This window comes from Flavobacterium sp. KMS, from assembly GCF_000813005.1.
Taxonomy (GTDB): Bacteria; Bacteroidota; Bacteroidia; order Flavobacteriales; family Flavobacteriaceae; genus Flavobacterium.
The window spans coordinates 50,469-66,755 of sequence record NZ_JSYP01000020.1 but is presented as its reverse complement, the minus strand read 5'-3'; the positions used below and the strand labels follow the sequence as shown (position 1 = coordinate 66,755).

Sequence of the window (16,287 nt, the reverse complement as noted above, 5' to 3'; positions counted from 1 at the left end):
ACTATTATGATTAAGATTAACAAAAATAAAAAAGTGACTTTGGTGCAAGAAAGCACGTTTTTGACTCCTCAAATTCCGACTTTAACATTGTATAAAAAAGATGTAATTGCTGAGAATGATTTTAAAGAGGATTGTGGTCTGGCGATATTACAAATATTAATTCGAATGGGAATTCAATCTTTGCGCACAAATACAATAGTAGAATGGCGAAAAGAACTAAATATTATTCCTCAATATAATTCTTTATTTCAGACTATTCTCGAAGAGCTCGAGAGAATGTTTTATATCCAGATTACAAATCAGGGAGTAGTTATACCAAAACATATTGAAGAAAAAGCGGCTTTTTTTTCTTTGGAAAATCAGTTAGTAAAAGCCAGAAGAGAAGCAAATCGTCATCATAATTACTATGCATTATTGAAACAGACGATTCAATCTTTTGAAGAAATTTTGAAAGGAAAAACTAAGGCTACAGATGTATTGTTTCCCGAAGGAAATTCCAAGTTAGTGAGTGCTATCTATAATGGCGATTATAGATCTAATTATTTCAACTCAATAGCAGCATCAATTGTAGAAAACACAATTAAGAATTATGAAGGGAATAATTTAAAGATAAACATATTAGAAGTAGGAGGTGGTACAGGAGGAACAACTGTGCGCATTTTGGAACGATTAAAAAATTATGGAAATCATGTTACATATACTTTTACTGATGTATCTCAAAGTTTTTTGATCGCAGCAGAAGAAAGATTCGAAGACATTATACCTTATTTTGAAACCAAAATATTTGACATTACCCAATCAGCATCCATACAAGAAATAGCTACAGGCAAATATGATATTGTAATAGGAGCTAATGTTATTCATGCGACTGCTAATATTGCTGAAACACTTAAGAATATAAAACCAATTCTTAAAAACGGTGGGCTGTTACTTATTAATGAGTTGAGTACGCTAGAAATGTTTACAACATTAACATTTGGGTTACTCTCTGATTGGTGGAATCATGAAGATAAGGAATTGAGAATTTCAGGTAGTCCGGCATTGACTTTTAATGGATGGAAACAAGTATTATCGGAAGTTGGGTTTGTAGATTGTGATGTATATCCCAAACAAGAAGATATTCCGCAACAAATAATAATAGCCAAAAGTAATGGCAGAGTATTAGTTGATACTCAAAAACCAGAGGGATTTGCCAAGGTAACAGCAGAAAAAAATGAAAAAGAGTTTGTAGCAATTGCTTCAAATACTACAATAGATTTAAATGATTTTCAGCAGAAATTGATAGCTATTGCAGCTGGCACAATCAAACTTCCGTTAACAGCTTTTAAGAAAGAAAAGCCGTTTTCAGACTATGGTTTTGATTCGATTTTAGGGCTTACTCTTATTAAAAACATTAATAAAGGTCTAGAGATAACTTTAGATGTTACAGCTATATTCAACTATCCAACAATTCCTTTATTGTCACAGCATATACTGGATATATACCCAGAGTTGTTTCATGCAAAAAGTAAAATAGAAGCATCAGAGTTGGATCAGATTTCTGAAAAAGAGATTGTAGAACCTAACTTATCAAAAAGGAAAACTACTCAGGAAAATGATACTATTGCTATCATAGGAATGAGTGGACAATTTGGTAAAGCTAATAATCTTGAGGAGTTCTGGGAGGCGCTAAAAAGCGGAAAAAATCTTGTAGAGGAAGTTCCAGAAGACAGATGGGATATTGCATTGCATTTTGATGAAGATCCAAAAGCTAAGCAAAAAACATATAGTAAATGGGGAAGTTTTTTAAGAGACATAGATAAGTTTGATCCAGAGTTTTTTAAGATATCTGGTAAGGAAGCCGAAAATATGGATCCGCAACAACGTATATTTTTGCAACATTGTTGGAAAGCACTTGAAGATGCGGCAATTGACCCTGATTTTTTGCAAGATTTTAAATGTGGTGTATATGTTGGAGCAACAGATGGGGATTACTACAAAACCTTTTTAGAAGAGGCAAATGAACCTTCTGCATTTTGGGGTATTTCGGGCTCTATATTAGCAGCGCGCATTTCATATTTTTTAAATTTAAAGGGAGCTGCTGTAGCAATAGACACCGCTTGTTCAAGTTCATTGGTTGCGATGGATATGGGCTGTAAAAGTTTATTGGCAAAAGAAACCGATCTTATTATAACAGGAGGCATTTCATTATCGGTAACGCCAGAGTTTTACAAACTAACCAGCATGGCAGGAATGTTATCTCCAGATGGACATTGCTATACTTTTGATGAAAGAGCCAACGGATTTGTACCAGGTGAAGGTGTAGGGGTACTAATTATGAAACGCTTAGACGATGCTATACGAGATGGCGATCCTATTTATGCCACTATACAAGGGATTCTTACTAATCAGGACGGGGCAACTAACGGAATTACAGCTCCAAGTGTATTATCCCAACAAGACATTCAGAAAGAAGTTTTTAAAAGATATAATATTAATCCAGAGACAATTACCTATGTAGAAGCTCATGGAACAGGAACTAAATTAGGCGATCCGATAGAGTTACAAGCTCTTAAGGCATCTTTTAAAGAGCATACTTCCAAAGTAAATTATTGCGGAATTGGGAGTGTAAAAACAAATGTAGGACATACGCTTAGAGCAGCAGGAATGGCGGGTATTATCAAAGTATTGCTAGCTATGAAAAACAAGCAGTTGCCTCCATCTATTAATTATGAAAACATCAATAAACATATCCAATTAAAAGATAGCCCTTTTAGGATACAGGAAAGATTAACTGCCTGGGATAGCGAAGCACCTAAACGAGCTACAGTAAGTAGTTTCGGGATTAGTGGGACCAATGCATTTGTAGTTTTAGAAGAACATTTACAAAAAAACAATCTAGAGGAGGAAATTGATGAACCGATACTAATAGTTTTATCAGCATTAAACGAAGAAAGACTAAAGGTTAAGGCACAACAACTTGCCGATTTTATTAAAAATGAAAAGAACCTAAACCTTCGTGACATTGCCTATACATTGCAAGTAGGTAGAAAAGCAATGGAGTGTCGTAAAACTTTTGTTGTGAATCATATAGAAGAATTGATTGCTCAATTGCAACAATTTGTTCAGGAGGAAACGACTGGTATTTATAAAAAGGTTGAAAGCGAAGTAAGTGAATTAAAAATTCAGCAAGCAATTTATGATAAGCAATATGATGCAATAGCAAGATACTGGGAACAAGGAAATACTATAAATTGGTTGAGTTTGTACGATGTACAACAACCTAATAAAATTCATTTGCCTACGTATATTTTTGCTAAAGAATCATATTGGATAACTCCTAAAGCAGAAACATCATTCTCTAATATAAAAACATTACATCCATTAGTACATGAAAACATATCGGATTTTGAATCACAAAAATTTTCATCTTGTTTAACTGGTAAAGAAGCTATCCTGTTGGATCATATAGTACAAGATAAAAAGATACTTCCGGGAGTTGCGTATATAGAAATGGCAAGAGAAGCTGTAGAACGCAGTGGATTACAGCCACATAGTTTCTCGAATATAAAATGGTTGCAACCAATAGAAATACATAAAGAATCAAAGTCAATTGAAACTGAAATTTATGTAAATGCAGAGGGCACTTATGTTGAAATAAAGAGTATAGATAATGATGAAATAAAGATTCATTTTCAGTCCAGTATAGGAGAGAGTAAAGAAAAAACAGCCCCCCTTTACAGAGATATATCTGCTATAAAAGAGCAAAGTATTGCATCTTATACAGCCGAGCATTGTTATCAAATTTTCAGAACTAAAGGAATTAATTATGGCGATAGTTTACGACATATAAATTCAGCCAATGTTCTAAAAGACGAAGTGCTTACAAGTATTTCGGTTTTTGATAAAAGTACTTTTAAACTTCCAGTTGAAATATTAGACAATGCACTTCAAACAGGAGCATTATTATGGTTACAAAATTCAGAAGAGTTAGCGTTGCCTTACTCTATTGAAAATATTACATGGCACAATCTAGAGGAGGAAATTAAATATTGCTATGCCTATTATTCTGATAAGGAAAATAAAAAAAACTTTGAAATAGAATTATTAAGTGCAACAGGAAAAGTTCTTATTGCATTATCAGGCTATAGAATGATGCCAATTTTGGGAGTTAAACCCAATACGGCACAAACGTATTTATATGAATCTGTATGGCAACATAAAGTAAATACAAATAACATAGTCGATTCTACTATAACTAACGAGTTTATAGTGGTCGGTGATTTTCCTAAAGTCGAATTACTGGGCGCTATAACAAGAATTAATGATATCGAAGAAACAGTATTGTTTTCTTCGGTTTTTGATAAAGTTAAGCAAGTAATAACTTCCAGAACTCCGGTACGTTTTGTAATTATTTATGATTATAAGAACGAACATAAGGTGCAGTTCTTATCAGGACTATTACGAACTGCAGCTATCGAGAACCCTAAAGTTTTATGGAAATGTATAGGTATTGATTTAGACACAAACACCAATGTAGAACAACTATCGAAAATTATTACAGTTGAATTAAATGAAAAAGAAACAACAGTTCGCTATGATAATTTAAAAAGAGAAGTAAAAACAATTGTTCCAATAGTAGAACCGCTAACGGTATCAAATGAAAATATCAAATTCGTTAAAGGAGGAGTTTATATCATTACAGGTGGTATGGGCGGTATTGGAAAAACATTGATAGAATACCTTTTTGAATCTTATAATGATATTAAAATTATTGTTAGTGGAAGATCAGTTTTAGATGCAGACAATCAGGAATATGTAGCATCATTTAATAATCTGGTATATTATCGTTGTGATATTACAAATAAGCCAGCGACTCAACAATTAATGGATGAGGTACAAAGCCAGTACGGTAAAATCAATGGAATTATTCATGCGGCAGGTATCATAAATGATAATTTTATTCAGCAAAAAAATAGTGCAGAAGCATTACAGGTTTTAGAAGTAAAAACCAAAGGAATACGTAATCTTCATGAAACCACACAGCATATTTCATTAGATTTTATGCTTATGTTTTCTTCATTATCTGCTGTTTTAGGAAATTCAGGACAGGCTGATTATGCTGCTGCAAATGAGTATCTGAGAGATTTTGCGAAATTCAGAAATAAAGAAGTATCACAACAGAGAGCTTTTGGAAAAACAATAAGTATTGCATGGCCATTATGGGCTGGTAGCGGAATGCAAATGAATGATAGCAATAAGCAATCTCTTGAAAAGAAACTGAATATAGTTCCTTTACCCCAAAAAGAGGGAATACATTGGTTAGAAAAAGTACTTGCCAGTACCCTTGAGTCAGTTGTATTGCATTACGGAAAAGCTCCTTTGTCTGAAACATTTTTATCGGATATAAAAGGAGTGGCAGCGAATATTATACATCAAAATAACGGAAGCGAAACGGGAAGATTAACCGAAGAACTAACTGAAGAAAATATAAAAGAGGTTACCTACGAATATCTTGTGGGAATTTTGGCAGCAGAGCTACGTTTTCCAAAAAGTAAATTCAAAATCACAGATGCTTTTGAAAAATACGGATTAGATTCTATAATGATGACAAGCCTGACAAATCGTTTAGAAGAAACTTTTCCGAACATTCCGAAGACTTTATTTTTTGAATTCTTAACCATAGAAGAGTTGGTTGCCTTTTTCGTAGAGGAATATCCTAATGAATTAAATGCAATAGGGAATAGTAAAAAAGGAGTTGCTGAAATAAATAATCAAATTAGTACTTCACCAGAAATAAAATCAACTTTTAAAAAGGTTACAACGAATAAGTTTATACAACAGTCACAAACTAAACAAGACCTTCCAAAGAGGAATACCGATGTGGCTATTGTAGGATTAAGCGGTAGATACCCACAAGCAGATTCTATAGACGAATTCTGGAAAAATCTTAAGATAGGAAAAGATTGTATTACGGAGATTCCTAAAGATAGATGGAATATTGATGGTTTTTTTGATAAAGAAAAGGGAAAATCCGGGCGTAGCTATAGCAAGTGGGGAGGTTTTGTAAATGATATGGATAAGTTTGATCCATTATTTTTTAACATAACACCTTTAGAGGCAGAGAAAATAGATCCACAAGAGCGTTTGTTTTTGCAAGTAGCCTGGGAGGCAGTAGAAGATGCAGGATATACTAATGAAACTTTAAAAAGAAATCCTTTTACGGGAGAACCAGACGGAAAAGTGGGGGTTTATGTGGGGGTCATGTACCAGGAGTACCAGTTATATGGAGTAGAGGAAACACTAAAAGGGAATCCAACAACGCTTAGAGGTAGTTCAAGTAGTATTGCGAACAGAGTTTCGTATGTTTTTGACATTCATGGACCTAGTTTGTCTTTAGATACAATGTGCTCCTCATCTAGCACAGCTATTCATTTGGCATGTAAAGCCATACAAGAAGGAGAAATTAATGCAGCAATTGCAGGAGGTGTAAACTTAAGTGTACACCCAAACAAATATTTGATGCTTAGCGATGGTGGTTTTGCAAGTAGTAAAGGAAGATGTGAGAGTTTTGGACAAGGAGGAGACGGATATGTTCCAGGAGAAGGCGTTGGAGCTGTTTTGTTAAAATCTCTTGAGCAGGCAGAGAAAGATGGAGACCATATTTATGGCGTGATTAAAGGAACGGCATTAAATCATGGCGGAAGAACTACGGGGTATACTGTTCCAAATCCTAAGGCTCAAACAGCGGTAATTAAAGAAGCTATTGAAAAAGCCAATCTTAAACCAGCATCTATTTCTTATATCGAAGCACATGGTACAGGAACTAGTTTAGGAGATCCTATAGAAATTGTAGGGCTAAAAAATGCATTAGAAATAACCGATGCCAGTAAATGTCGTATAGGTTCTGTAAAATCGAATATTGGACATTGCGAATCGGCAGCAGGTATTTCTGGGATTACTAAAGTATTGTTGCAACTTAAATACAAACAGTTAGTTCCATCTATTCATTCGGCTATATTAAACCCAAACATACAGTTCGATCAAACCGCTTTTTTAGTTCAACAAGAATTAGAACCTTGGCACTACCAAGGAGAAAAATTGTTAACTGCAGGCATTAGTAGTTTTGGTGCAGGAGGGAGCAATGCGCATATTCTTATACAAGAGTATCCAAAAGCGGATATAGTTGATGATTTTAATAAAGAACCAGTTATAGTAGTTTTATCGGCTAAAAACAAAAATAGATTAAAAGCCTATGCAAGTCGATTAACAACTTACTTAGAAAAAACTCCAGAAACGTTACAAAATATAGCGTACACTTTGCAGATTGGAAGAGAAGCTATGCCCGAAAGATTGGCAATAGTAACTAGTTCTAAAGAAGAGTTGACACGACAATTAGAACATTTTGTTAAAAACGATGTGGTTTTTACAGAAGATATTTTTACGGGGAATATAAAAGACGAAAGTGCTGATTTTTTGTTGAAAGGTAAAGCTGGAGCAGCCTATATTAAAGAAGCTCTTCAGGAAAAAGAAGTAGCATCTATAGCTCAATTATGGACAAAAGGAGTTGAAATAAAATGGCAATCACTATATTCAAATACCAGTTTTTTACAGAAAATAAGTCTGCCAACATATCCTTTTGCTAAAGAAAAGTATTGGGTACAAACAATTAATACAGATGTAAAACAGGGATTAATCGCTAAACTACATCCGTTGCTTCATACGAATGAATCCGATTTTGAAGCGCAAAAATTTAGCAGTGTTTTTACAGGAACAGAATATTTTTTAGAAGATCACTTTGTTCAAAATGAAAAAGTTATTGCAGGTGTAGCCTATCTGGAAATGGCTAGAGAAGCAGTTGAAAAAAGCACACACCAAAAAGTAACACAATTTAAGGACGTAACATGGTTACATCCTATTAAAGTACTCGAACAACCGAAAAAAGTTACGATAAGACTAGAACCTTCAGGAACGGAAATTAGATATCAGGTATATTCTAAGGAACAAGAAGAAGAAAGTGTTCATGGACAAGGAATTGTAACCATAATTGCTCAAGAAGCCCCTAAACCGTATGATTTAATAGCAATTAAATCTCGTACTGATAAGACAGCTTCGGGAGCAGTTTGTTATGAAATGTTTAGTAGTCTTGGGTTTGGATACGGAGAAAGTTTTCAAGGCATACAAGTGTTGTATTACAATGATACAGAAGCTCTGGCCAAAATAGAATTGCCTAAGGATAGAGACATGACCTTAGATCCTGGAGTACTAGATAGTACACTACAGGGATGTTTGGCATGGTTACTTCTAAAAGACAGTAATAAAATGCCTTTGTCTATACCATTTAGTGTAGGGAAAGTAACGGTTTATAAAGAGATTACATTTCCGGTATGGTCATATGCAAGGTTTAGTCCAAAGGCTAACCCAAAAGCAGTTGTGCCCCAATGTGATATGGATTTACTAAACGACAAAGGTGAGGTTGTAGTAAGTTTTAAAGATTTTGTCATTTTACCATACGATGGAGGATTTTTAAATAAAAACTCCAAAAGAGAATCTTTGACTACAGAGATTTATGATTACCAATGGAACGCAACTGAATTAGAAAAAACGTATGCTCATACCACAGATTACAATGATGTGGTTTTAGTAGGGACTACTCAAAATTTGACACAACAATTTAGTGAAGCTTTTGAGGGAACAGTATATCGTATAGACGACGAAATAGAAGAATCTTATTTTCTGAAAATAAATGAGCTGCTTAAAAAAAGAATGTCTCAGAAACAGAGAGGACATTTTTCGGTACTTATAAATGACGAAGACTATGATAAATACGGATTTATTATAGGAATGTTGAAATCGGCTTCAAAAGAAAATCCAAGAGTTAAGACGAAACTTATTTCTATCACATCAATAAATGGTAAATCAGGAAATGAATTAGTACAGATCTTGCAGGAGGAAACTGAGGATGAACAAACAGAAGTACGTTACTTAAATAGAATTAGAGAAGTGAAAAAGGCAACTTCGGTATCTCTAAACCAGATTTCTAATCTTAGGATTAAAGAAGGAGGCGTTTATTTAATTACTGGTGGTGCAGGCGGAATAGGAAGTGTTTTTGCCGAGCATATTGCTAAAACCCAAGGAACTCAACTTATACTTACAGGAAGAAGCGCTAAAAACGAAACAATCCAAAAGTTTATAGGAAACCTGCCAAACGCGCAATATTACGCATGTGATGTTAACAGGTATGAAGAAGTAGAAAACCTGATACAAACTATCCTGACCGATTACAAAAAAATAGATGGAATTATTCATTGTGCAGGTATAGGTTTGGCAAGTACAATTATAGAGAAAACAGCAACAGAAATCTATAAGGTATTGCCACCAAAAATTGCAGGAGTACAAAATTTAGACAAAGCATTACAAAATAAAACAATAGATTTTATGATGTATTGCTCTTCCATTTCTTCGGTATTGGGAGATATAGGATTGTCTGATTATGCAGCTGCTAATGCCTATATGGATCATTTTGCAAAAAAACGCAATCGTTTAGTTCAAGATGGTAAACGTAAAGGAACGACACTTTCTGTAAACTGGGGATTATGGGAAAGTGGAGGTATGCAAGCCAATGCTGAGAGTATAGAATTTTTATCAAAACAATGGGGAATGTCTCCTCTTCCTGAGGCAGAAGGAGCAAAAGCTTTGGATAAGGTACTACAACTAGCAAAGGAACAAACCATTGTGGTATATGGTACTAAAAATAAACTAGACAAAACCTTTGGAGTTAAAGGAATTGATATAGTAGTTCTTGATGAAAATAGTATTTCTGAGCAACCAACAGAAGATTTAAAGACAATTGCTTATCAGAAAATAGTCGAAATATTTAAGAAAGAGCTAAAATTAAAAGAAGAACATATTCAAACCCAACTACCTTTTGAGGAGTATGGTATAGACTCAATGTTGGTAGTAAAACTAACCAATAGATTAGGAGATGTTTTTGATAACGTTTCGGTATCGTTACTGTTTGAATATCAAACAATAGACCAACTTGTGTCTTATTTTGTAAAAGAACATTCAGCTACTTTGCAAGCATTAAAAGCTACAAAACATACATATGATGTTCCCGTTGACAAAATAATTAAGAAAGAAGAAGATTTTGCTATAATTGAAGCAAAAGAGTACACGCGTTTTATGCAACCAAAATTAGTTTCGGTTGTAAAAAAGGAAGAAATAAAAAACGAAGATATTGCCATAATTGGATTGAGCGGAATCTATCCTGGGGCAAAAGATATTGCGGAGTTCTGGGAAAATCTTAAAGCAGGTAAAGATAGTATTACAGAGATACCTGAACAACGATGGAATATTGATGAGTTTTATAATGAGCAGAAAGGAAAAAAAGGAACAAGTTATAGCAAATGGGGAGGTTTTATTGATGATATAGATAAGTTCGATTCCTTGTTTTTTAATATTTCGCCACGTGAAGCTTCAATGATGGATCCACAAGAACGTTTGTTTTTACAAACTGCCTGGCATGCGATTGAAGATGCGGGATATACCAAAAAGAAATTACAAAATATAGGGAAAAACACAGCTACAGATATAGGAGGTAACGTAGGTGTTTTTGTTGGAGTAATGTATGAAGAATACCAATTGTTCGGAATAGAAGAAAGATTCAAGGGTAATTTTATCGCTCCAACGGGAAATGCCAGTAGTATAGCCAATAGAGTTTCTTATTTTTTAGATCTTCATGGGCCAAGTATGGCTGTAGCTACGATGTGTTCTTCCTCGTTAATTGCCATCCAGATGGCTTGCGAAAACATACATTCTGGTAACTGTGAAGCAGCTATAGCGGGAGGTGTTAATTTAAGCATACATCCGGGCAAATATTTAATGTTGAGCGATTTGCATCTAGTGTCAGAAAAAGGCAAATGCGAAACCTTTGGCGAAGGTGGAGATGGGTATGTTCCTTCAGAAGGAGTGGGCGCAGTCATGTTAAAATCCTTAGCAAAAGCTAAAGAAGATGGAGATCAAATTTATGGGGTTATCAAAGGTGGAGCTATAAACCATGGTGGAAAAGTAAACGGATATACGGTACCTAATCCTAATGCGCAAGCCGCAGTAATTTCCAAAGCAATGGAAAAAGCAGGTGTTTCGGCTAATGCCTATAGTTATATCGAAGCTCATGGTACAGGAACCAAATTAGGAGATCCTATCGAGATTGCCGGACTTAAAAAAGCATTTGCAGGGGCCGAAAATCAATCTTGCAAGATTGGTTCGGTAAAATCGAATATTGGGCATAGCGAGGCAGCAGCAGGAATATCTGGAGTTACGAAGGTGCTTTTGCAACTCAAGAATAAGCAACTTGTTCCTTCATTACATTCTAAGAAATTAAATACCAATATCGATTTTGAAAATAGTCCATTTAAAGTACAGCAAGAATTAGAAGATTGGATTACTACAGATGGCAGGCCAAGAATAGCAGGTATAAGTAGTTTTGGGGCAGGAGGTACCAATGTACATCTTGTGATAGAAGAATATGAAAATGCTACACAGGATTTGGCAGATAATCAAGATCCTGTTATCGTTCCTATATCGGCTAAAGATGCTATACGATTAAAAGAATATGTCCAAAATATAGGCAACTATTTAGAAGAAAATATAGCGCAGCTTACGATTAATGATATAGCCTATACTTTGCAAACAGGAAGAGAAGCAATGGAGAGCAGAGTTGCTTTTATAGTTACAGATGCACACCAATTGGTTGCAAAACTAAAGCAATATCTAGTAGAACCTACGGTAGGAATACTAGGCGAAATAGAGACCAATAAATTGTTTCATTATAAAGAAATAAGCAATGACGCTGAGCAGGCTATAAGACAAAAAGATCAGGAAGTTTTGGCTACTTTATGGACTCAGGGAGAACGTATTGATTGGAGTCGTTTGCATGATAAAACGCCTAATATCATTAGTCTGCCAAATTATCCATTTGCCAAAGAATATTGTTGGTTTAAGCCAAAAGAAGCAATAGCAATTAAAAAAGAGCATCCATTAGTACATCAACAATTTCATAAATTAGATAGTTCTCGATTTATAAGTAAATATTCGGGTACCGAACAATTTTTGTCAGAACATATCCTGAATACAGAAAAAATCTTACCTGGTGTGGCCTATCTTGAGATAGCAAGAATTTCAGGAGGATTATATATAGATAAAAAAATAGCGCAATTAAGAGATGTATTTTGGATGTCTCCATTACAAGTTAACGGACATTCCAGATCAATAGTTACTGAATTACAGACATTAAATGAAGAAATTACTTTTACTGTTAAAGATAAAGAACAAGAAAACATTGTTTTTAGTCAGGGTAAAATCAGTACCGCCTTTTCAAAACAAACAGAAAGAGTTGATACAGAATTAATCCGTAATCGATTATTGGATGTTGTTTATAAAGAAGAATATTATAAATTATTTAAAGAACTTGGATTTCATTATGGAACAAGTTTTCAAGGAATCGAATACATCCAATATTCCAAAAATGAGGCCTTAGCAAAAATTAGTATTGATAAAGATTTATCAGATCAGTATTGGGCTGTTCAGGCAATGGATAGTGCTTTACAGACCTGTTTAGGAATTCACCTTAATGGGAATACAAAACAATTGCCATTATCAATCCCATTTAGTGTTAAAGAAGTAAATATTTACAAAGAATTACCTTCTTCGTTCTGGTCTTATGTAACTATAAAAGAACAAGATGAAGGACAAAACGCGCTAAAACACTATGATGTAAAATTAATAGATGGCACGGGAGAAGTAATAATGAGTTTTATAGATTTTGTAACGCTACCTTTTATAAATCAAGAGCAAGCAGTATCGAATAAAATAGAAGCTTACACACAATTATATTCTTATGAGTGGAAATCTAAACCAATCACAGAGAGTGCAATAATCAACTCTAATAGAAATTATGAAGTTATTCTGGCAGGTTCAACTTCAGAAATAGCCGAACGATTAACTGATGAACTGGAAATTCAGGTTACGAGTATACAAAGCCAGAACGAGGAAGAATTTTTTAATGCTATTCTGGATTGTGTTAAACAAAAACTGATTCATAAAAAAGAGACTCATTTCTTCATTGTATTTGAAAACCAAGAAAGTTTGGCGTATAGTTTTGTTTCTGGAATATTGAAATCTGCAAACAAAGAGAACCCTATAATCTCAGGGAAAACGATAACAGTAAATCAAATTTCAATAGAGAACATAGACCTTCTGTGCAAGATTATAAAAGAAGAAAAAAATACAAAAGATACAGAAGTTCGATATAGCAATAGCGGTCGTGAAGTTAAAGAAATTGGATTCTATGAGAAGACATTCAATGAAAATACGATTACCATTAAACCTAATGGAGTTTATATCATTACTGGAGGAGCTGGAGGACTAGGGATGATTTTTGCAAACTATTTGAATCAATTTGAAAACACCAAACTCTTTTTGATTGGAAGAAGTGAATTATCTCAAGAAAAGAAAAACACTATCAATGCATTAAATAATGCAAAGTATATCCGTTGTGATGTTACTAATCGAGTAGCTATGTCTATGGTAATTAATGAAATCCTTAGAGAAGAGAGACAAATTAATGGAATTATTCATAGTGCTGGAATAGGAACAGCGAGTCAGATAATAAAAAAGATCCCAGAAGAAATACATAAAGTATTATCCCCAAAGATTGATGCAACTAGAATTTTAGATGAATTGACACAGCAACTGCCATTAGATTTTATGATGTATGTATCTTCCATTTCTGCCATTATGGGAGATATAGGATTAGCTGATTATGCCTCTGCCAATGCCTATATGGATGCTTATGCGCTATATAGAAACCAATTGGTAAAAGAAGGAAAACGCTCAGGAAAATCCATTACAATCAATTGGGGATTATGGGAAAATGGAGGACTACAAATTCATGAAGAAAGTCAGAAATATTTAGAGCATTATTGGGCAATGGTACCATTGCCTACAACAGAAGGGCTTAAAGCATTATCTCGTATTTTTAAAGAAGCGCCGTCGCAAGTAATGGTTGTGTATGAGAAAGCATCTAAACTCATAGAAAAGAAAGAACAAAAAATAATAGGCTCAGCTACAAATAATTCTGTAGTTACAAAAGAGATTTGTATTGAATATTTTAGAAATCTGATAGCCGAAGAGTTACAAATAGAACCTGAGAGAATAGGTTTAACGATACCATTTGAAACGTATGGAATGGATTCTATCCGTATCGTAAAACTTACCAATAAGTTAAATGAAGATTTTGACGACATCTCAAATACATTGTTTTTTGAGAATCCAACTCTGGAAGATTTAGCAATATACTTCATGAAGTATCAGTCGGATTCGATGTTGAAACTCACAGAACCTCAGCAAGGAAAACAAACATTTGTAGCAGATAAAAGTGAAACTTTTTACCATAAAGAAGTAAAAGAACCAATAGCAGTTAATTCTAAAGCTATTGAGGAGCCTATTGCAATTATTGGTGTGGCAGGAAAATACCCTGGAGCCAATACCTTGGAAGAATTTTGGGAGAACTTAAAAACAGGAAAAGATAGCATTACAGAAATTCCAAAAAACAGATGGAATACCGAATTATTCTTTGATCAGGAAAAAGGTAAAGAAGGAAAAACGTATAGTAAATGGGGTGGTTTTGTAGAGGATGTAGACAAGTTTGATCCTATATTTTTTAATATATCGCCCAAAGAAGCGGAGCTAATGGATCCACAGGAACGTTTGTTTTTACAAACAGCCTGGGCGACGGTCGAAGATGCAGGATATACGCCAGAAGATCTGAATCAAAAAGTAGGTGTTTTTGTTGGGGTAATGTATAGTGAGTATGCCATGTTTGGTATAGATGCCATGCATGGAGACCAATTTGTAACACCAAAAGGAATCCATAGTAGTATAGCTAATAGAGTTTCTTATGTAATGAATTTTGAAGGACCGAGTATGGCTATCGATACCATGTGTTCTTCTTCTATTACCGCAATACATTTGGCTTGTGAGAGTATCCGAAAAGGAGAATGTACAACCGCAATAGCAGGAGGAGTAAATCTTAATTTACATCCGTATAAATATCTCTCGCTAAGTAGTGCTGGTTTTGTATCGAGTCAGGGAAAATGTGCCGCTTTTGGCGAAGGGGCAGATGGGTATGTTCCAGGTGAAGGAGTTGGAGCAGTACTTTTAAAACCACTATCAGAAGCTATAAAAGATAAAGATCAAATTTATGGTGTTATCCGATCTACAGAAATCAATCATGGCGGAAGATCCAATGGTTTTCATGTGCCTAATCCTAATGCGCAAGCCAAGGTTATTCAAAAAGCAATTCAAAAAGCAGGGATAGAAGCCTCCTCATTGCAGTATATCGAAACTCATGGTACAGGTACAAGTTTAGGAGACCCAATAGAAATAGCAGGGTTATCTCAGGCCTTAAATCTTGGTTATAATGCTAATTGCAAAATAGGGTCTGTAAAATCTAATATTGGGCATTGCGAGTCGGCTGCTGGAATTTCGGGATTGACAAAAATTTTGCTTCAATTTAAAAACAAACAAATAGCCCCTTCGATTCATAGTACTATACTCAATAAGCATATTCAATTTGATGAAAGTCCATTTGAGGTTCAGCAAGAACTCACAGATTGGATAATTAAAGATTCAGAGAAAAGAAGAGCGGGTTTAAGCAGTTTTGGAGCAGGAGGAAGTAATGGGCATATCATACTCGAAGAATATCAAAGAAATGATGAAAGAGATACTCATAAGATAGAGCCAGTACTCCTTGTTTTATCGGCAAAGAATACCGAACGATTAAAGCAGAAAGCCGAAGAACTTATTCAATTTCTGGATGAAAATGATACTATTTCGTTGACAGATTTAGCCTATACATTACAACTAGGCCGAGTTGCTATGGAAACGAGATTATGTATAGAAGTTGCATCTGTAAAAGCACTAAAAAAGGAACTTTATGACTATTTGCAAGATCAGTTTTTAGGGTATCAAAACACCTTAAAAAGCTACGAATTAAATAAAACAGTCAATACAGATATTTTGTATAAAACAGCTTTGGATAATAAAGATCTAAATGAACTGGCAAAATCGTGGATTCAGGGAGAATACATTGCATGGGAAAAGCTCTATAATACACAACCCAAGCGAATAAGTTTACCAACATATCCATTTGTAAAGAAGAGGTATTGGTTACCAGAAATCTCGGAGAAATTAGACAAAAGAGAAAAGGTATCAAAAGTTATTCATCCATTATTTCAAAATTAA

At 34.4% G+C, this 16,287-nt stretch carries 1 protein-coding gene; it reads left to right on the top strand.

The features are described from left to right. The first annotated feature begins 6 nt into the window (after positions 1–6). The gene (locus OA93_RS24830) at positions 7–16,287 is read left to right on the top strand and encodes an SDR family NAD(P)-dependent oxidoreductase (protein ID WP_039115228.1); all 16,281 of its coding nucleotides are present in this window, start codon (positions 7–9) and stop codon (positions 16,285–16,287) included.

Excerpts from the sequence above, each read along its gene's own strand:
- OA93_RS24830 (WP_039115228.1), top strand. The coding sequence starts at position 7 with ATGATTAAGATTAACAAAAATAAAAAAGTGACTTTGGTGCAAGAAAGC.